Below are 18,929 nucleotides of genomic sequence, written 5' to 3' on the forward strand. Positions count from 1 at the left end.
ATTATGCATCACAACAGTCGTCTTCTTCTAGAGGTTAGAAACAAGTATTTTCTGTGCATCGAGTTCGCGCTTACTCCTAAGATTGTCTCCAATCTAAAATCGAGTTTAAACCCTTTGTCTAACGGCTCGAATTCATTTTCGTTACTGGATTCGGAGTAGTTAGTAACCGTTCCTTGCGGGTTTGTAGGAAAGCAACTTTCCCTGTTGCGATCGCCAACTTCTATGGTATCGAGAGAGCTGCTAGGTGACGCATCTACTTGTGGTAAAGGTTTTGGCTCGTTAAGGGGATCCGCACTTGCGCTAAAACTACCAACAACTAAGGCTATACCATTTTTCATTTATTAATGACACAGATAGTCGATCGCGAAAACATGAAAATTGGTATTACATCGAAGCCATTGGCGATCGCGTTACGGATCGTCATGCCGATCGGCGCATTATCCTGACTTTAGATTCGCCTGCGTCTAACGGCATCGGCAAAGGTACTTATCAATCTCATTACCTCGTTGCTGCCGATAAAACTATCTCTACTCCTGACGAAATTTCTGATGAGATCCTGAGCGCTATTTGGTATCCTTATCTAACCGCTTGGGGTTGCTTAATTTGGAGGCAGCAACTACAACCCGGACAAACCGTTCTCATTCCAGCAGCCAGTAGTAGCGTGGCGATCGCCGCTTCTCAAGTAGTCAAGCACTATGGTGGCATCGCGATCGGGATTAAAAATATGGATATTTTCTCTTAATGACTAACGACTAACTATTAACCATCAACTAACAAGGAAAAATTATTGATGCTGAAATTTTATTACAATCCTATTTCCCCGATCGCTCGTCGCGTCTGGATAGCGCTACTAGAAAAAAACATTCCCTTTGAATCGGTGCTAGTCAACTTAAACGGCGACCAATTCCAACCAGAGTTTTTAGCTATTAATCCCTTCCATCACATTCCAGCGATCGTCGATGAGGGTTTTCGAGTCATAGAATCCTTGGCAATTCTCGATTACCTAGAAAGTCAATATCCTACCCCCAAACTGCTGCCTGCCGCCCCAAAAACTTTAGCAACGGTGCGGATGATACAAATGGTATCTATCAATGAATTAGCTCCGCAGGTTATTGCTCTGATTACTGAAAACGAGAATTCGCCAAAATTGGCTAAAGCCAAGCAACAAATCGCGCGAGTCCTCGGCTTTTTCTCATCAGTGCTAGGAGAGAGTTCTTACTTTGGCGGCGACCAGTTTACCTTAGCAGATATAGTGGCTGGGAATTCTGTAATTTTATTATCGAAACTAGGAATCGATCTGAGTAATTCCCCCAATATTAGAGATTGGTGCCAACGTTTGAATCTCAAGTTGGACTGAACAATAATTCCTGGATTTCACAGAGCAAGCGGATTTATCCATGGGGTCAATCCTTTCATCCAAAATCCTTTCATCCAAAATCGAATGACCTGATGAGTCCTATGGCACAATGAGAGACACTGACTAAAATAAATTGCTCTCATCGAACAGATTTTTCGTATAAATTTCAACTGACAACTAAACCAGATATGACTGCAACCCTCCAAGCACCTCCAAAGACTCGTCGCCTAATTTTCCCCTTCACCGCGATCGTCGGTCAAGAAGAAATGAAACTCGCTCTCATTCTCAATGTAATCGATCCGAAAATTGGCGGGGTAATGATTATGGGCGATCGCGGCACTGGCAAATCGACAACAATTCGGGCCTTAGCCGATTTATTGCCGGAAATTGAAGTCGTCGCCGACGATCCCTTCAATTCCGATCCCTACGATCCCGATCTGATGAGCGATCGCGTTCGGGAACAACTAGAGAAACAAATTCCCCTACAAATTGTCAAAAAGAAAGTTCCCATGGTTGACTTGCCTCTGGGAGCCACTGAAGATAGAGTTTGCGGCACGATCGACATTGAAAAAGCCCTCTCCGAAGGGGTAAAAGCCTTTGAACCCGGACTGCTGGCAAAAGCCAATCGGGGCATTCTCTACGTCGATGAAGTCAACTTGCTCGACGATCACCTCGTAGACGTTTTGTTGGATTCTGCCGCTAGCGGTTGGAATACCGTCGAACGAGAGGGAATTTCCATTCGCCACCCCGCCCGCTTCGTGCTGGTAGGTTCTGGCAACCCAGAAGAAGGAGAACTGCGACCCCAGTTGCTCGATCGCTTCGGCCTGCACGCCGAAATTCACACCGTCAAAGAACCCGCCCTGAGAGTGCAAATCGTCGAGCAGCGCTCCGAATTTGACAGCAATCCCCAAAAATTCTGCGAAAAATATCAACCCGAACAAGAAGCGCTACAAGAGAAGATTATTAACGCTCAAAAACTTTTGCCCCAAGTCGAAATCGATTATGATTTGCGCATTAAAATTTCCGAAGTTTGTTCCGCTCTCGATGTCGATGGCTTGAGAGGAGATATCGTCACCAATCGCGCCGCTAAAGCGCTAGCAGCCTTTGAAGGGCGCACGACCGTGACGGTAGACGATATCCGTCGGGTAATTACCCTAGCTCTGCGGCACCGACTGCGCAAAGACCCCCTCGAGTCGATCGAATCTGGCTATAAAGTCGAAAAAGCCTTCAGTCGGGTATTCGGTTTAGAAGTGTTACAAGAAAATTAGCCATCGGTTATAGTTATTAGTCTCGAGTCATTCGCTATGCTTGACTAAGGACTGCTAACTCAAGACACATGACACGAGAGCCTTTGATCGAACTGAGAGGGGTTTGTAAGTCGTTTGGCGACAAGGTGATTCTTGACCACATAGACTTGAGTATCTATCGCGGGGAAGCACTGGTTATTATTGGTCCCTCTGGAACGGGCAAATCGACAGTCCTACGGGCGATCGCTGGCTTGATTCCCATCGATTCGGGCGAAATCTATATCAAGGGCAAACGGCGGCTGGGATTAATCGAAGATGAAGAGGATAGCCTCCGCATCTCTTTGGTGTTTCAGCAGGCAGCCTTATTTGATTCCCTAACCGTCGAAGAGAACGTTGGTTTTTTTCTCTATCAACACTCCAAGCTCCCTTGCGAGAAAATTCGGGAACTGGTCGAGGAAAAACTTGAAGTGGTGGGGTTACGAGGCATTGGCGATCGCTACCCTGCCGAACTGTCTGGCGGGATGCGCAAACGAGTAAGCTTTGCTAGGGCAATTATGTCCAATCCCGAAAACCCTCAGGATAACCCCGAAGTCCTCCTCTACGACGAACCTACCGCAGGTCTCGACCCCATTGCTTCAACTGTTATCGAAGATTTAGTCCGTCACCTGCAACGCACTCCGGGAGGATGCGATACCTATGTGATGGTGACACATCAGCAGAGTACGATTCGCCGCACCGCCGATCGCATTGTGTTTCTCTATGACGGGAAAATTCAATGGCAAGGAAGCTATGCGGAAATCGATACCACCGATCACCCCATGGTACGGCAATTTTTTAGCGCTAGCGTTCGCGGTCCGATCAAAGTCATCGATTGAGCTAGTGTAGTCATAAAACCTTTGATGTTGAGACAAAGTGAGGAATACAGATGCTGCGATCGCGAACGGTTCGAGAAGGCACGGTTGGATTATTTGCCCTGTTGGGATTAGTATTATTTGGCGGACTGGTTATTTGGCTGCGGGGTGGGGGATTCGGTCAACGGAACTACCAATTCGTCGCTGAATTTAGCGATGTTAGCGGTCTGCAAATTGGCGCCCCCGTCCGCTATCGAGGCGTGACAGTGGGCAAAATTGCTGCTATGAATCCCGGGCCGAAGAACGTTGATGTCGTTCTAGAAATTTCCTCGACTAACGTCATTCTCCCCCGTCAGGTGAGAATCCAAACCAATCGCTACGGATTGATCGGCGAAGCCTCGGTAGACATCACCCCTCTGGGAGCGCTTCCCTCGGATACTCAGGCTTTCAATCCGCTCAGTCCCGATTGTAATTCCCAAGCGATTATTTGTGAAGGCGATCGCCTCAAGGGCGATCCCGGCGTTCAGCTTTTTGAAAATCTTGCGCGTCTGAGCGAACTTTATACCGATCCCAAGTTCTTTAACAGTATTACTGGTGCTGCCCAAAGCGCTTCTGTGGCTGCCGAACGTATTGCCAAACTGAGCGATATCTTAGCCCGTTTGTCTGTGACGGTTAACAGAGAAATTCAAGGCGTTTCCGATACAACTGAGGCGCTGACGAAAACAGCCAATGAAACAACTCAGTTTATCGACAACGCCAATAGTTTACTCGCAGAAAATCGCAGCACTTTACAGAGGACGCTCAATAACACTTCCGAACTGGCAAACAGTTTAAACGGTTTGATTAGAGAGAATCGAACCAATCTAAGCGCAACCCTCAATAACATCGATCGCACCAGTCAAGAGTTACAAAAGTTGGTAGAACAGGTAAATACGGGACTGGCTACCTCTGACACTCAAAAAATCGCGCAGAACTTGGAAACGTTAGTAGCTAATGCAGCCGCAACATCAACCAATCTGCGAGAACTTTCTGGGACGCTCAACGATCCTGCTAATGCCTTAACATTGCAGCGCATCTTGGACTCGGCTAGAGCTACCTTTGAAAATGCCCAGAAAATTACTTCAGACCTAGACGATCTCACTGGCGATCCGGCATTCCGAGATAATCTGCGCAACTTGGTTAACGGACTGGGCAATCTAGTCTCTTCAACCCAGAATTTAGAACGGCAGATTCAAACGGCACAAGCGCTAGGAATCGTCAAACAAGAACTGGAAAGCTTAACCCAACCGCCCCAACGCTTCAAACCTCACAGTACCACAGTCAGCAGTAATGATGCCAAAGCGCCACTGCCCTATTTAGAACTCATGTCTAAAAATATTTTTCAATCCCCTGCCTCTTTTAAGCTTTTTTTCGAGCCATCGTCGAAAGCTTTTCCAACTCCTTCAAGCTTCCAATTGCAAGGATCGTTACCAGAAGATTAGACAGTTTTATATTGCCAATAACTTCTTCGATCGACCCTCTGAGAGAAGAAACTTTAACGAAACCTTTATAATAGGTAACTGTAACAAAAATAACGCAGGTCTTCTCGGCTGAGGGTTATTTGTTAAGAGGAGTATCAAGGTCGCAGTGTTTGTCCTTTCTGGGTATGAATATTTACTGGGTTTTCTACTAGCTTGCAGCCTAGTTCCTATCCTGGCTCTAACAGCGTCAAAACTGTTACGACCTAGCGGTGGCGGTCCGGAACGACGTACTACCTACGAATCTGGAATGGAACCCATCGGAGGAGCTTGGATTCAGTTCAATATTCGCTATTACATGTTTGCTCTGGTTTTCGTCGTCTTTGACGTAGAAACCGTGTTTTTATATCCTTGGGCAGTTGCCTTTAACCGTCTCGGACTGCTCGCTTTCGTCGAAGCGCTCATTTTTATTGCCATTCTGGTCGTTGCTCTTGTCTATGCTTGGAGAAAAGGCGCTCTAGAATGGTCTTAGCCGGAGTTCGGCGTTCGGTAATCGGTTAACTCCCCGTTTCCGTTAACTGAATCCTGAAATCGTTACCAGCACTCATTAGATACAGCGATCGAAAACTATGAGTCCTAATTTAACTACCAACGAAGCTGCCCTAGAGCAGCAGCAAAAAGAAAAAATCCTCAATCCAATTAATCGCACTCAGGTCACGCAAGATCTGTCGGAAAACGTCATTTTAACCACGGTAGACGACCTTTACAACTGGGCGCGACTGTCCAGCCTCTGGCCCTTACTGTACGGAACCGCCTGTTGTTTTATTGAATTTGCTGCCTTGATTGGCGCACGGTTTGATTTTGACCGCTTTGGTTTAGTTCCCCGTTCTAGTCCCAGGCAAGCAGATTTAATTATCACCGCAGGCACGATTACCATGAAAATGGCACCAGCGCTGGTTCGCCTTTACGAAGAGATGCCAGAACCGAAATATGTCATCGCCATGGGAGCTTGCACCATCACGGGTGGAATGTTTAGCGTTGACTCGACGACGGCAGTCAGAGGAGTCGATAAACTGATTCCGGTTGATGTTTATATTCCTGGCTGTCCGCCTCGTCCGGAGGCAATTATCGATGCGATTATCAAGCTGCGCAAAAAAATTGCTAATGATTCGATTCAAGATAGAGCAGCGCTAACGCAGCAAACCCATCGCTACTACAGCACTACTCACAGTATGAAGGTAGTAGAGCCAATTCTGACAGGTAAATATCTCCGGAGTGAAACTCGCGAAGTGCCGCCGCTGGAGTTGACCGAAGCGATGGGAATGCCAGTTCCACCTGCTCTAGCAGCGTCACAGAAACAAAAGGAGGAAGTTAACCGTGGCTGAAGAAACTCACTCAGATAAGCCGGCAGGAGAAGCGCCAGAAGCTTCTGCAATCGTCCAAGCGGGTAAGATCTCTAGCTGGCTGACGGAAAATGGCTTCGAGAATACAGCGCTTGAGGCAGACCATTTAGGAGTCGAGCTAATCAAGGTAGAGCCAGAGTTTCTCATTCCTATTGCTACTGCGCTCTATGCCTACGGATTTAACTATCTCCAGTGCCAAGGCGCTTACGATCTCGGTCCCGGAAAAGAGTTAGTTAGTTTTTATCATCTTATCAAAGTCAGCGACGATGCCGATCGCCCTGAAGAAGTTCGACTAAAAGTTTTTCTGCCGCGAGATAATCCTAGGGTGCCTTCGGTATACTGGATTTGGAAAGGGGCCGACTGGCAAGAACGCGAAAGCTACGATATGTATGGCATTGTCTATGAGGGACACCCGAATCTCAAGCGAATTTTGATGCCAGAAGATTGGGTGGGCTGGCCTCTGCGCAAGGATTATGTCTCGCCAGATTTCTATGAATTACAAGATGCCTATTAAACGAGAATTGGGACAGGTATTGCGACAATCGCCAATTCTCCCTAGGTTCTAAAGGCATAGCACTCGCTTTTAAAGAACGGGCGAGTGTTTATTTTTGATTGCTTTATTTGACTAGATCGGGAGCTACTTGACCGACTCGACGGATATCGATAACGTCGCTCATATTTTTAATGCGATCGAAGGTGCGATCGAGCTGTTGGCGATCCTGAATGTCAATACTTAAAGAAATCAACGCTGGTTTGCCACTACTGGTTTTTACGCCAGCATTGCGAACGTTGATATTTTGATCGCTCAAGCGAGACAGGATATCTTTTAAGACTCCCACTCGGTCGATCGCTTCAATTTGAATATCAACCGGATAAGTTTGAGGTCGTCCGTTGCTGTCGATTGGATTCCACTTGACGGGAATTAACCTCTCTACTGGCGCGTTCTCTGCATTGACGCAACCCTGACGATGAATGGCAATGCCTCTGGAACCGCGGCCGACAACGCCGACAATCGCTTCGCCGGGAACGGGATGGCAACATTTAGCGAGATGATACAGTAGTCCTTCAACGCCAGCGATCGGAGATTTACTGCTCGTGGTGCTGGTCACATGACGAGCTGGCGTTGGTGGGGGTAGCTCGGTTAGTACGTCTGCTTCATCCGTCTCCATCTCAGCTTGTTGCGCTTTGATGGTAATTTCTCGCAATCGGTTGACTACTTGATTCGAGGTGAGTTCCCCGTAACCGAGCGCTGCCAACAAGTCTTCGACGGTTTGATAGTTACATCGTTCGGCGACTATTTGCATCGGTTCCGATTTGAGCAAGGCTTCTAAACCGCTTTTGCCCAGTTCTTTTTCTAATAATTCTCGCCCGCGTGCGACGTTTTCTTCTCGGCGCGATCGCTTGTACCATTGGCGAATGCGATTGCGGGCGCTTGGCGTAACGACGAAGTTAAGCCAGTCTAAACTGGGATGAGCGTTTTTCTGAGTAATAATTTCTACTATGTCGCCATTTTGCAGGGGCGTATCCAATACCGACCATCGCCCGTTAATCCGCGCCCCTTTCATGTGATGTCCGATTTCAGTGTGAATATGATAGGCAAAATCGACTGGCGTTGCTCCTTGCGCTAGGGCAACCACATCTCCTTTGGGAGTAAAAACGTAGACGTCATCTTCAAATAAATTATCTTTGAGATTGTCCACGTATTCCTGAGCGTCTTTGAGGTCGTTTTGCCACTCCAGTAGCTGGCGCAACCAAGTAAATTTCTCGTCTTCCTGCGATAGCTGGGCATGGCTGGAACCTCCAGTTTCCTTATATTTCCAGTGGGCTGCAATCCCATATTCGGCAATGTGGTGCATTTCCAGCGTCCGAATCTGCACTTCCATGGGACGACCGTTTAACCCGACAACTGTCGTATGCAGCGATTGATAGCGGTTGGGTTTTGGCAGTCCGATGTAATCTTTGAAGCGACCCGGTATTGGTCTAAACGCATCGTGAACGACTGCAAGAGCGCGATAGCATTCGTCTTTGGTATCTACGATAATTCTCAGCGCGGCGATATCATAAATTTCGTGGAATTCTTTCTGCTGGCGTTGCATCTTCTGGTAAATTCCATAGAGATGTTTGGGTCGCCCTTTGATTTCCCGAACGTTAATTCCCAAACTGGTCAAGCGCTCTCGTAGCATTGTGGAAACTTTCTCTAGTCTCGCCTCGCGATCGGTTCGTTTTTCTGCCACTAGAGATTGAACTGCCCGATAGGCTTCTGGTTCTAAATACTTAAAGGCTAAATCTTCTAATTCCCACTTTAAACGCCCGATCCCCAAACGGTTGGCTAACGGCGCAAAGATTTCTCGCGTCTCTAAAGCAATGCTGCGCTGTTTTTCGGGTTTGAGATGCTCTAGGGTACGCATGTTGTGCAGGCGATCCGCTAGTTTGACGATGATGACACGAATATCTTTTGCCATCGCCAGGAACATGCGGCGAAAGTTTTCCGCTTGACGTTCGGTTTTGCTAGAAAAATTAAATTTCGATAATTTAGTGACCCCTTCTACTAGCTGGCGTACCTCCGCCCCAAACCTTTCCTCGATCTCTTCTAGCGTCACGTCCGTGTCTTCGACGACATCGTGAAGAAATCCTGCTGCAATCATCGCTTTATCTCCCCCCAAGTCCCGCAGCAAACTCGCTACAGCGATGGGATGGGCGATGTAAGGTTCTCCCGATTTGCGGTATTGCCCTTCGTGAAGCTCATAGGCAAAGTTAAAGGCGCGACAAATAAGGCTCAGTTCTTCAGCGCGATCGCCTTTGGGATCGGATTTATAGGCAATCAAACATTCTTGCAGCCAATCGGGAAGCTCTAAGGATTGAGAAGCTTCAGCGGCATTGACAGTATTGGGGAGAGTAATGGTAGTTGCGTTCATAGAAGGCGTGCTCGGACGAGTAAAAAGTAGAAGAGAAGGAGGTCTTGAGAAAGATAATCATAAGGCAGAGAGTTAACAAACTGCTTTTGATAAAACCTACTACTATAGTTAGTTGAATCCCAACGCTGCTGGCGCGCATTCCTATTCTTTAGCACCAGAACCAGTATTAGGTATGAAAATTAAAACCTTCTTTTAACGATTCCACTGGGTAAAAACTTGACTTGATGCCAGTCTCCCCCAAAAAATTAATATTATTTAACAGATTCTAGCGCAATCTGGTGCCGTATGTTACCAACATTACACCAAAATGCCTATCAAAAATTGTTAACTCTCTTAAGAGGGTTGCGCGAGCAGATCGATTCCCCTAATTCCAGGGTAACTGTTATACAGGAAAAGTTTCAGCAAATTCAACAAGTCTTCCAAGAAGACGTTATGCCCTTGGAAAGCGACGAACTGGAGGGAGCGATCGCATCGCGCTTTCAGTCGGTGCAAACGGAGATGCATCGGGCATTGCGGCTGTTGGGAACGGATATTCTCTTTTTGAGGTCATCCAAACAAGCAGCCACCTCAGAGCAACGATTAGCGGCGATCCGCGATCGCGTCGATAATTCGATCGGTTTTTGTCAAGCTATCCTGACATTTGAGAGCGAATGAGTAAAAATTTTTACAAAGAGTTTTAAGAGAAGCTACAAGGGAACTTTGTTAACAAACAATCCGATTGAACAATCAATCGAGAGATTTTTTCTGTTGAAAAGCCATTGACGTAAGATTACAGCCTTGAGCGTTTGAGCCTCGGTTGGCAAAGGGAACTCCTTTTATTCTCGCAAAAGTCCTAAGATAATACATCATGAAGATCGGGCGAATCACTGAGAAATGATGACCGAACCCTTATTTTGCATAGAAAATTTGCGGGTTGCCTATCCCAGCCATCGCGCTACAGAAAAAATTGATTGGGCAGTTGATGATGTCTCATTTACTCTCAACAAAGGCGAAAAACTCGGATTAATCGGAGAATCGGGATGCGGAAAATCGACGATAGGACGCGCGGTAATGCGCTTGTTGCCTCCTTCATCTCGCATCGAAGGACAGATTAAGTATAGAGGAAAGCCAGTCTTCGGTCTTAATTCCGTGCAATTGCGACAATTTCGGGGAGAGGTAGTTGCCTTAGTCTTTCAAGATCCGATGACGCGCCTCGATCCCCTGATGACCATTGGAGAGCATTGTATCGAAACCCTCAGAGCGCATCAACCTCAATTATCGCGCCGCCAAGCAAAGGAAAAGGCACTTGCCACCCTAGAAAAGGTAAAAATCCCTGCCAATCGCTGGGGACAGTATCCCCACGAGTTTAGCGGCGGAATGCGGCAAAGAGTCGCGATCGCGCTTGCCTTACTCCTCAATCCTAAAGCGATCGTGGCAGACGAACCCACCACTAGCTTAGATGTTACCGTTGCCTCTGAGATCTTGCAGGAACTCACCCGCTTGTGCAACGAGCATGAAATGGCACTTTTATTAATTTCTCACGATTTAGCCATGGTAGGGGAATACTGCGATCGCATTGCCGTGATGTACGAGGGCAAAATTGTCGAAACGGGTTCGGTAAAATCAATTTTCCATCATCCCCAGCATCAATATACCCAGTCTCTCCTAAAAGCCGCCTTGCATATTCATTTAGAGGAGGATTCAGTTGTAGAAACGAATAACAGTATGCTCGTTCGGGAGTTATCAACTCACAAAAGTCACCAACAACCGACACCGCTATTAAAAGTTAAAGATTTAAAGCAATACTATACCTTAGAAGGAAATCTTTTAGAGCAATGGCTTTCAAAAGAAAAAAGGGTTATCAAAGCCGTTGATGAAGTGAATTTTGAGCTATATCCAGGAGAGATCTTGGGATTGGTAGGAGAATCCGGGTGTGGCAAGAGTACCCTGTCTCGAACGATTTTACAGTTAATTCGTCCCACTTCTGGAGCGGTGGAGTTTCTGGGAGAAGATTTAACCCGACTTTCCCCCCAACAAATGCGCCAAAAACGCCGTCACATACAAATGGTGTTTCAAGATCCCCATGCTTGTCTCAATCCTTTAATGACGATAGGAGAAAGTATTGCCGATCCCTTATTTATCCATCAGTTGGCAACTCCCGCACAAGCCAAAGAGCGAGTAGAAAGAATGCTCAAACGGGTGGGATTAACGCCTGTGGAAGATTATTATTATCGCTATCCTAGCGATTTATCTGGGGGACAACAACAAAGAGTTGCGATCGCCCGCGCGTTAATTACTCATCCTCAGTTACTCATCTGCGACGAACCTGTCAGCATGTTAGATGCTAGTGTCCAGACGCAAGTTTTAGATTTGATGTTAGAGTTAAAGAGAGAATTTAATCTGACTTATCTCTTCATTACTCACGACCTTTGGGTGGCGAGATTTCTCTGCGATCGCATTGCCGTAATGAATGCAGGTAAGATTGTCGAACTCGGCGAGACAGAAGAGATTTTTACCAATCCCCAGCATCCCTACACCCAAAAGTTACTAAAAGCTGCCCCTTTATTGGGAGAGTTACACTAGTAAACTACTCCTCGATATACTTATATCCAATCCGATCGAACAAATACAATAACCGGTAGTGCGAGCTTCTAGCTCGCGTTTGAGCGGGGATGAAAAGCGAGCGAGACGTATGCGCTTACGCGCACGCTACGATGAGCGCACTACGTATTATGGTCAATTAAACGGATTTAACATTATTCGAGTCTTCAAAACTCGATCGACGATGGATTAAAAGGAATTGTCCCACGGCTATTCGTCAATATTTGAAAAATATCTCTATCTAACTTTCTATAAGATCGCAATCGAGCTTACGGACTGGGAATTGCCTTCTCTAACCATTGAATGACTTGTTTGCCCAGATTAGTATTGTTGAGGCGATCGATCTCTCGAATTCCCGTGGGGCTGGTCACATTTACCTCAGTCAAATAGCCGCCAATGACATCCAATCCAACAAAATATAAGCCATTATCTCGCAACTTAGATCCAACGGCGGCACAGATTTCCCGTTCTCTTTCCGTGATGTCTGTTTTTTCTACTCTTCCCCCAACTGCCATATTGCCGCGAAACTCGCTACCCGTAGGAACTCGATTGACTGCCCCAATGGGTTCGCCATCGAGCAGGATAATGCGCTTATCTCCATCTTTGGCTTCTGGGAGATATTGTTGGATCATGACGGGTTCGCGTCCGTGTTGGGTGCTAACTTCGATGATGGAGTTAAAATTGCGATCGCTCGGATCTAAAAATAAGATCCCTTCGCCCGCTTTTCCACCTAATGGCTTAAGGACGGCGAATTTTTTCTCCTCTACAAATTGCCGAATAATCGATTTATCCTGACTGACGATCGTTTCCGGCATCACTTGATGAAATTGCAAGGTGTACATTTTTTCATTCGCTTCTCTTAACCCTTGCGGCGAATTAATTACCAAGGTTTTGGCCGGATTAATTAACTCCAAAATGTACGTTGCATAGAGATAGCGCATGGTGACGGGAGGATCGGTGCGCATGAAAACCGCGTCCATATCTTCGAGACAAGTCAACACCTCATCCGAAAGTTGATACCAATTGGAATCGCTAACCCAACGTCCGTCCACCAGTTTTACTGGAGTCAACCGAACTTTTTGCAGCCTTGCCCAGGCCGTGCCCCCGATAACGCTCAACTGATGTGCCTGAGTAATCCAAACTTCGTGTCCGAGAGTTTGTGCTGCCTCCATGAGTGCCACGCTAGTATCGTGTCCCGGATCGAGTCTAGATATGGGATCGATAATAAATGCTAGTTTCATTTTTGATTTTGGATTTTAGATTGGTCATTTGTCATTGGGGATTAGTTAGTGGTTAGTGGTTAGTCGTTAATTGTCTCCCAGTCTTCTCCCCCCCCCGTCCCCTTGTCCCCTTGTCTCCCTTGCCTCCTATATCCCCACACTCCCGTCTCTTGCTTTTCAAGCTATGCAGCGTTGCCTTGCAGAAGGGGATCGAGTTGACCTTGCGATTCTAGGGCATATAAATCGTCGCACCCGCCGACATGACGATTGTCGATAAAGATTTGGGGTAGACTTCTGCGTCCGTTGGCTCGCTTTGCCATTAAGGCTCTAGCTTCCTCATCGCCATCAATAACGTATTCGGTAAACTCGACGCCTTTCTTACCCAACAAAGCTTTGGCACGAATGCAGAAAGGACAAGAACTCCAGGTGTAAATTTCGACTTTGGCTGCCATGGCTTTTTTTCTCAATTGTTAAGTAATATTTCAATTTTAGACCGGATCGCACTCGGTCAACTATCGACTCAAGCTAAGAAACCCAGATTCGCTTTTGTGACTCTAAAATATCTGATAATTAAATTTTCATACCTAGTAACGATCGCTAGCCTAAATTTAACGGAAACCATTGAGGAAGCTATATGAAATTCAATCTCCTTGCCATCGCGACAATTTTATCTGCGATCGGGCTATCAATTCCCGTTCGCGCAGAAAATCTAGAACATATCCGTCAGTTGCTATCTACGAGAGAATGCAGTCAGTGCGAGCTAAGTGGGGCCGGTTTAGTCATGTCCAACCTTGCTGGCGTCAACCTGCGGGGAGCTAACTTGAGTGGGGCAAACCTGAGTCAAGCCAATCTCACTGGAGCGGATCTTAGCGGGGCAAATCTCGCAGGAGCTTCTTTGTATGGTGCCAACCTAGTTGGTGCTAATTTAGCTGGAGCAATTTTAGATGGCACCGATCTCAGAAGTGCCTATCTCACCAATGCCAATTTAATCGGTACAAAACTCGATACCGCTTACGTTCAAGGAGCTTATGGAATTCCTACCTATGCCGGATCTCCACAGCAATTTTACGGCTGGGGCTTGGTTGAGAGTAAAAAAGGAAACCACGCCGCCGCGATCGAACATTACAATCGATCCTTATCCCTCGATCCCCAATTTGCACCCGCCTACTTGGCTCGCGGTATTGCTAATTACCGTTTGGGCAAACAAGGACAAGCCAAAAAAGATGCTGAAATGGCTTCTCAGCTCTTCCAAAAGCAACAAAATAAACCTGGCTTTGATGCTTCCCAGAATTTTTTGGTAACCATGGAAGCCATTCGCCAGTCGAATCAAGAGCCAGAAGAAACATCAGGATTCATGAGGTTTCTACAAGGAGCTGCCTCTCTACTTTTGCAATTTCTCGTAGCTTTTTAATTGTAGTAATTACTATGCTGAGTAAAGAATTATGGCAAAGCCATCAAGAATTGGCACAAGCTTGTCTTAGAAACCCTTTCGTCCGAGGAATTGCGACAGGAACTCTAGAGCGAAAAAAATTTGCGTTTTATGTGGGTCAAGATGCCTTTTTCTTAGAAGCTTTTGCTCGTGCATATAGTATTGCTGCGGCAAAAGCTTATGATTGGGAGGGATTTTGTACCTTTCATCGACTGGCGGAAGGGGTTTTAGAAGAATTGCGCTTGCATGAAGGCTATGCAAATCAGTGGGGGGTTAACTTACGAGAAGTTAAGCCAGCTCCTGCCACTCGTCGCTACACAGATTTTCTACTGGCAACGGCTTGGGGCAGCGATGTTGGAGTAACGGCAGTCGCGATGAGTCCTTGCATGCGCCTTTATGCGTTTTTAGGGCAACAACTCGCTCAAAATGGTATTCCCGACCATCAGTATGCCAATTGGATTTTAGCTTATAGCTCTCCAGAATTTGAAAAACTAGCACAGCTATTGGAGAGTTTATGCGATCGCTATGCAACTGCAACCGATCTAGTGCGAGAAACCTATCGCTATGCACTTTCGTGCGAGGAAGATTTCTTTACAGCAGCTTGGGAAAGTAATACCATTTTGGATTTTGGCGAAGCCGCCGCACGCTCCTTGAACCCCTTCAAGGAGAACGGCGGATTTTAGATTTTGGATTGGAAAGTACTACTCGGCTAGGAGGCAATTTTCTATCTGTCGCAATCTTTTTTCACATTGGAGTCAGGCTTAATCGGATCGAAAGGGTGCGATCGCAAGGAAGACAGTCCTTTTCCACCCTACTAGCTGTTTTAGGTGTGGTGGGCACCATTAACTCGCAGTACTTCTCCAGTAACATAGTTGCTAGCTATCGGCGAGAGAAGGAATGCTACTGCCCAAGCGACATCCTCTGGTTTACCGAAACGACGGAAAGGAATCTCGGCAGTAATTTTGTCTTTGACTTTATCTGGAAGTCCCTTAGTCATGTCTGTCTCGATGAATCCAGGAGACACTACGTTAGCCCGTACCCCATAGCGAGCTGCTTCTCTGGCTAGGGACTTGACAAAACCGATTACTGCCGCTTTTGTCGCAGCATAGTTGGTTTGACCGACATTGCCCCTTTCTCCTGAAATCGAGCTGACGCAGACGAGCGATCCTTCTCCCCGCTCGTACATTCCTGAAATAAAGGGCTTAATTGTGTGGTTGACTCCCTTCAAGTTAACGTCGATCACTGCATCCCAATCGTCATGGGTTAATTTGGGATAGAAATTATCTTTGGTAATTCCCGCGTTGGCGACTACGCCATAAACAGGCCCGAGTTTCTCTTCTACCTGTCGAGCGGCTGCCTCTAATGCTGCTGCATCGGTAACATCTGCTTCTATCGGAAGGGCGCCATTGGGAAGATCCCCATCGTAATAATGGTTGCTAGAGCGATAAGTGTAAGCTACCTTGGCTCCTAACTGCTGAAGCAAACTTACTACTGTAGCGCCAATGCCTCGATTGCCGCCAGTGACAAAAATTACTTTGTCTTCTAGTCCCAGAGATAACATTAACTAGACTCCTGACTGTTAACAGCAGGTTTATCCTAGTAAACTATTCCCCGATTGTAAAGTTTTATTAGATACATTATTAATATTTTCTAAAGAAATCAAAGAATGGTAAAGAAAATGGCAGAATTTGGCACTAGGAAGGATTAAAACTCTGCGATCGCGGAGTTTATCTAGTCCCAAAACTAGCTTACTGCTGCACGACTTACGGCTAAAGTTGCAACTAGCCTTACTCCATATTCTTCTTCAAATACGCCCTTTTCGTAATCTAAATTCCACAATTCCAAAGCACAATCATCATCGGGATTTGAGGTAAAAAGATGTAGATGTAGGGTTTTATACTCTGAGTCATACTTGCACTCGAATTTTTCGATCGCTCCAATTTGCCTGCGATCCAAAGCAACTGCAATGCGTAAGATAGCGCTGAGCTGTTTGATAGCTTTGCGATAGTTATCGGGCAATTTGCTGTAAGGTTCGTGTTTTTTCCTAGGCTTACTCTTACGATGATAGCGAGCTATATTCGCGATGAGTTCCAGTTCTATTTCAGTAAACCCCAACAATTCTGCATTGCGAATTAGATAATAAGAATGTTTGTGATGGGCTGAATGGCTAATATATAAGCCGCAATTGTGTAAAATTGCAGCTGCCCAGAGTAATTCCCTTTCTTCGCTGCCCCAAAAATGAAGATATCCTTGCAATCGATCGAATAAACTGAGGGCAAAATTGGCAACTCGCTCGCAGTGCTCTAAATTGACCTGATATTTGTGAGCGATTTTAATGACGCTGCGCTCGCGTATTTCGCTCTGATAGCGCATCCGACTATCGATTAAGCCGTGGGTTAGCATCCAGTCTACAATTACGCCTTCTCTGAGCGATCGCTCGCAAATAACAATCGTCTCCAGATTCAGCAGGCTCATGGCTTCCTGCAAAACGATCGCGCCTGCTAGAATGATTTCTGCCCGTTTTTCCGACATACCAGCAATAGCGGAGCGTTGCTCGCAGTTCATCGCCGCAAAACGCTTGATCATCTCTCTAATGTCTTTGCGGCTTATTTGATAGCCATTGAGGGGATTGGGAACTTCCCCTTGCTTTTCTAGCGCGTGAATAATCGCGAGCGTCTCTATCGTCCCTGAGGTACCTACCATACGCAACTGTTCGCCCGGTTTGATGTAAAAACGCAACTCGTCCGTTGCTCGCTCCAACATTCCCCGCACGTAAGCTTGCAAATAGGCAAACTCTGCCTCGCTAATGGGATCGGTTGTGATGAATTCCCGTGTTAGACGAACGGCTCCGACTTTAGTACTACTCAAGAAACGAGGTTCTTGACTATCAGCCAGGATTAGTTCCGTCGAACCGCCACCAATATCGATAATGACGTGTGGCTGGTTTTGAAAATCCATCCCCGACAAGACACCCAGATAGATGCGTCGCGCTTCCTCTTGTCCAGAAATGAGATTGACGAAAATGCCGACTTCAGACTCAACCCGTTGTAAAAATTCTAATCCGTTGGGAGCTTCTCTGGTGGCGCTGGTAGCCACTGCCACGATATGAGCGGCGTTTTTGCTAATGGCTAGATCTTTGCAGCGTTGCAGCGCCGCGATCGCTCTTTGCATCGCTTCTGGAGTGAGGTTGCCCGTTTTCGCATCGCGATCGCCCAAGCGTACCGTATCTTTTTCTTTAGCAATAATCGTAAATGCAGCTAATATCGGATCGATCTGCACCACTACCATATGAATAGAATTGGTTCCGATATCGATCGCAGCAAGAATAGTCGGCTCTGTCTTACTCGGAGTAGCCAGATCCGTCCTATTTGTTTTAACCTTATCAACAGAATCAACCATGGGTTTTGCCCTATATCTAACCCTAGAGTTTCCCTTAACCGTGCTAAGAATCAAGATATAACTTAAAAGAACTTAATTAATACTTCTGTCTATCATTTAAAATCCAAAATCCTTTCGTCCAATGACTCAATCTCAACAACTGCCAGAACCAGTTTGGTTAACGATATTTCGACTGCTGCGCTGGAACAAGCCAGAAGGGCGGCTCATTTTGATTATTCCTGCGCTGTGGGCAGTATTTTTGGCAGCCCATGGCACTCCTCCATTTCCCTTAGTGGTTGTCATTATCTTAGGCAGTTTAGCCACCAGCGCGGCAGGTTGCGTTGTTAACGATTTGTGGGATCGCAATATCGATCCCGAAGTCGAAAGAACTCGCGATCGACCTCTCGCTTCTCGCGTCCTGTCAGTTCGAGTAGGTATCGTTATTGCCTTAATTGCTTTTGCCTGTGCTGCTGTTCTAGCTTTCTATCTCAATTCTCTCAGTTTTTGGCTGTGCGTTGCTGCCGTCCCCGTCATCATTTGCTATCCGCTAGCAAAGCGAGTCTTTCCCATTCCCCAATTGGTTCTTTCCATCGCCTGGGGATTTGCAGTTTTAATTAGTTGGAGTGCGGTAACGGCGAAGCTGGACAGTGCAACCTGGGTGCTTTGGGGAGCAACGATATTTTGGACGCTGGGATTTGATACCGTGTATGCTATGCCAGATCGCGAAGACGATCGCAGAGTTGGCGTAAACTCTAGCGCTCTCTTTTTCGGCAAGTATGCGGCGGATGCAGTAGGAGTCTTTTTTGCCCTCACAGCCGGTTCTCTGGCTTATCTGAGCCTGGTTATGGGACTCCATTGGAGTTTTTGGATTGCTTGGGCAATAGCAGTGATTGGCTGGGTTGGGCAGTACATTCGTTTGAGTACGCCAGAAATCCCCAATTCGATTTACGGAGAAATTTTCCGTCAGAATGTATGGCTGGGATTTATTTTGTTGTCGGGCATGATTTTGGGTTCGATTTGAAAGCGATCGCTACTTTCTTGAGAAAAAGACAGATTCCCTGTAAGTAGGTTTTCTCAGCGCGATCGCAATTA

At 46.4% G+C, this 18,929-nt stretch carries 18 protein-coding genes; 12 read left to right on the plus strand and 6 right to left on the minus strand.

Annotated features, from left to right (window positions below):
- Positions 1-8 precede the first annotated feature (8 nt).
- Positions 9-338: a hypothetical protein gene (locus NIES593_RS16520; RefSeq protein WP_073600628.1), complete on the minus strand. Its 330-nt coding sequence runs from the start codon at positions 336-338 to the stop codon at positions 9-11.
- A 452-nt stretch (positions 339-790) separates the two neighbouring features.
- Between NIES593_RS16520 and NIES593_RS16530 the strand changes: the two genes are divergently transcribed.
- From NIES593_RS16530 to NIES593_RS16560, 7 genes are all read left to right on the plus strand, one after another.
- Complete coding sequence (locus NIES593_RS16530) at positions 791-1,357, plus strand: glutathione S-transferase family protein (protein WP_073600629.1); 567 nt, start codon at positions 791-793, stop codon at positions 1,355-1,357.
- A gap of 188 nt (positions 1,358-1,545) precedes the next feature.
- Complete coding sequence (bchI, locus tag NIES593_RS16535; protein ID WP_073600630.1) at positions 1,546-2,625, plus strand: magnesium chelatase ATPase subunit I; 1,080 nt, start codon at positions 1,546-1,548, stop codon at positions 2,623-2,625.
- Between the two features lie 68 nt (positions 2,626-2,693).
- Positions 2,694-3,479: an ABC transporter ATP-binding protein gene (locus NIES593_RS16540; RefSeq protein WP_073600631.1), complete on the plus strand. Its 786-nt coding sequence runs from the start codon at positions 2,694-2,696 to the stop codon at positions 3,477-3,479.
- 50 nt (positions 3,480-3,529) lie between these two features.
- Complete coding sequence (locus tag NIES593_RS16545) at positions 3,530-4,936, plus strand: MlaD family protein (RefSeq protein ID WP_073600632.1); 1,407 nt, start codon at positions 3,530-3,532, stop codon at positions 4,934-4,936.
- A 145-nt stretch (positions 4,937-5,081) separates the two neighbouring features.
- Positions 5,082-5,444: a photosynthetic/respiratory NAD(P)H-quinone oxidoreductase subunit C gene (ndhC, locus tag NIES593_RS16550; RefSeq protein WP_015142886.1), complete on the plus strand. Its 363-nt coding sequence runs from the start codon at positions 5,082-5,084 to the stop codon at positions 5,442-5,444.
- 97 nt (positions 5,445-5,541) lie between these two features.
- A complete protein-coding gene (gene ndhK / locus NIES593_RS16555; RefSeq protein WP_073600633.1) occupies positions 5,542-6,297 on the plus strand; it encodes a photosynthetic/respiratory NAD(P)H-quinone oxidoreductase subunit K in 756 nt (251 codons plus the stop codon).
- Positions 6,290-6,829, plus strand: a complete 540-nt coding sequence (locus NIES593_RS16560; protein WP_073600634.1) for an NAD(P)H-quinone oxidoreductase subunit J — start codon at positions 6,290-6,292, stop codon at positions 6,827-6,829. Before ndhK ends, NIES593_RS16560 begins: the two co-directional genes overlap by 8 nt.
- Positions 6,830-6,932: 103 nt before the next feature.
- On the opposite strand, the gene NIES593_RS16565 is transcribed toward NIES593_RS16560, so the two are convergent.
- Positions 6,933-9,230 (minus strand): RelA/SpoT family protein, encoded by a 2,298-nt coding sequence (locus tag NIES593_RS16565; RefSeq protein ID WP_073600635.1) that lies wholly within the window; start codon positions 9,228-9,230, stop codon positions 6,933-6,935.
- Positions 9,231-9,515: 285 nt separating this feature from the next.
- Here NIES593_RS16565 and patD point away from each other — a divergent pair, with 285 nt between their 5' ends.
- Together patD and NIES593_RS16575 are read left to right on the plus strand one after the other, a co-directional pair.
- Positions 9,516-9,884, plus strand: coding sequence for a heterocyst frequency control protein PatD (gene patD, locus NIES593_RS16570; RefSeq protein ID WP_073600636.1), 369 nt, complete (start codon positions 9,516-9,518; stop codon positions 9,882-9,884).
- A 222-nt stretch (positions 9,885-10,106) separates the two neighbouring features.
- Positions 10,107-11,792 carry a dipeptide ABC transporter ATP-binding protein gene (locus NIES593_RS16575; RefSeq protein ID WP_073600637.1) on the plus strand — a complete coding sequence of 562 codons (1,686 nt, stop codon included), beginning with the start codon at positions 10,107-10,109 and terminating at the stop codon, positions 11,790-11,792.
- Between the two features lie 287 nt (positions 11,793-12,079).
- Here the strand turns inward: NIES593_RS16575 and gshB are convergent, their stop codons facing one another.
- Both gshB and grxC read right to left on the minus strand, forming a co-directional pair.
- The gene (gene gshB, locus NIES593_RS16580; RefSeq protein WP_073600638.1) at positions 12,080-13,051 is read right to left on the minus strand and encodes a glutathione synthase; all 972 of its coding nucleotides are present in this window, start codon (positions 13,049-13,051) and stop codon (positions 12,080-12,082) included.
- A 161-nt stretch (positions 13,052-13,212) separates the two neighbouring features.
- Positions 13,213-13,482 (minus strand): glutaredoxin 3, encoded by a 270-nt coding sequence (grxC, locus tag NIES593_RS16585; protein ID WP_073600639.1) that lies wholly within the window; start codon positions 13,480-13,482, stop codon positions 13,213-13,215.
- A 182-nt stretch (positions 13,483-13,664) separates the two neighbouring features.
- On the opposite strand from grxC, the gene NIES593_RS16590 reads away from it, so the two are divergent.
- Positions 13,665-14,441 carry a pentapeptide repeat-containing protein gene (locus tag NIES593_RS16590; protein WP_073600640.1) on the plus strand — a complete coding sequence of 259 codons (777 nt, stop codon included), beginning with the start codon at positions 13,665-13,667 and terminating at the stop codon, positions 14,439-14,441.
- Between the two features lie 14 nt (positions 14,442-14,455).
- Positions 14,456-15,142 (plus strand): TenA family protein, encoded by a 687-nt coding sequence (locus tag NIES593_RS16595; protein ID WP_073600641.1) that lies wholly within the window; start codon positions 14,456-14,458, stop codon positions 15,140-15,142.
- 140 nt (positions 15,143-15,282) lie between these two features.
- Here the strand turns inward: NIES593_RS16595 and phaB are convergent, their stop codons facing one another.
- Together phaB and NIES593_RS16605 are read right to left on the minus strand one after the other, a co-directional pair.
- Positions 15,283-16,020, minus strand: a complete 738-nt coding sequence (phaB, locus tag NIES593_RS16600) for an acetoacetyl-CoA reductase PhaB (RefSeq protein ID WP_073600642.1) — start codon at positions 16,018-16,020, stop codon at positions 15,283-15,285.
- A gap of 182 nt (positions 16,021-16,202) precedes the next feature.
- The gene (locus tag NIES593_RS16605; RefSeq protein WP_073600643.1) at positions 16,203-17,858 is read right to left on the minus strand and encodes a Ppx/GppA phosphatase family protein; all 1,656 of its coding nucleotides are present in this window, start codon (positions 17,856-17,858) and stop codon (positions 16,203-16,205) included.
- Positions 17,859-17,979: 121 nt separating this feature from the next.
- Between NIES593_RS16605 and NIES593_RS16610 the strand changes: the two genes are divergently transcribed.
- Positions 17,980-18,858: a 4-hydroxybenzoate solanesyltransferase gene (locus NIES593_RS16610; protein ID WP_073600644.1), complete on the plus strand. Its 879-nt coding sequence runs from the start codon at positions 17,980-17,982 to the stop codon at positions 18,856-18,858.
- Positions 18,859-18,929 lie beyond the last annotated feature (71 nt).

Origin of the sequence: Hydrococcus rivularis NIES-593, from assembly GCF_001904635.1 — a bacterium.
GTDB lineage: Bacteria > Cyanobacteriota > Cyanobacteriia > Cyanobacteriales > Microcystaceae > Hydrococcus > Hydrococcus rivularis.

Coding starts and splice junctions, on each gene's coding strand:
- NIES593_RS16520 (WP_073600628.1), bottom strand. CDS start 338: ATGAAAAATGGTATAGCCTTAGTTGTTGGTAGTTTTAGCGCAAGTGCG.
- grxC (WP_073600639.1), bottom strand. CDS start 13,482: ATGGCAGCCAAAGTCGAAATTTACACCTGGAGTTCTTGTCCTTTCTGC.
- gshB (WP_073600638.1), bottom strand. CDS start 13,051: ATGAAACTAGCATTTATTATCGATCCCATATCTAGACTCGATCCGGGA.
- bchI (WP_073600630.1), top strand. CDS start 1,546: ATGACTGCAACCCTCCAAGCACCTCCAAAGACTCGTCGCCTAATTTTC.
- NIES593_RS16605 (WP_073600643.1), bottom strand. CDS start 17,858: ATGGTTGATTCTGTTGATAAGGTTAAAACAAATAGGACGGATCTGGCT.
- NIES593_RS16545 (WP_073600632.1), top strand. CDS start 3,530: ATGCTGCGATCGCGAACGGTTCGAGAAGGCACGGTTGGATTATTTGCC.
- patD (WP_073600636.1), top strand. CDS start 9,516: ATGTTACCAACATTACACCAAAATGCCTATCAAAAATTGTTAACTCTC.
- phaB (WP_073600642.1), bottom strand. CDS start 16,020: ATGTTATCTCTGGGACTAGAAGACAAAGTAATTTTTGTCACTGGCGGC.
- NIES593_RS16595 (WP_073600641.1), top strand. CDS start 14,456: ATGCTGAGTAAAGAATTATGGCAAAGCCATCAAGAATTGGCACAAGCT.
- NIES593_RS16565 (WP_073600635.1), bottom strand. CDS start 9,230: ATGAACGCAACTACCATTACTCTCCCCAATACTGTCAATGCCGCTGAA.
- NIES593_RS16530 (WP_073600629.1), top strand. CDS start 791: ATGCTGAAATTTTATTACAATCCTATTTCCCCGATCGCTCGTCGCGTC.
- NIES593_RS16575 (WP_073600637.1), top strand. CDS start 10,107: ATGACCGAACCCTTATTTTGCATAGAAAATTTGCGGGTTGCCTATCCC.
- ndhK (WP_073600633.1), top strand. CDS start 5,542: ATGAGTCCTAATTTAACTACCAACGAAGCTGCCCTAGAGCAGCAGCAA.
- NIES593_RS16610 (WP_073600644.1), top strand. CDS start 17,980: ATGACTCAATCTCAACAACTGCCAGAACCAGTTTGGTTAACGATATTT.
- NIES593_RS16540 (WP_073600631.1), top strand. CDS start 2,694: ATGACACGAGAGCCTTTGATCGAACTGAGAGGGGTTTGTAAGTCGTTT.
- NIES593_RS16590 (WP_073600640.1), top strand. CDS start 13,665: ATGAAATTCAATCTCCTTGCCATCGCGACAATTTTATCTGCGATCGGG.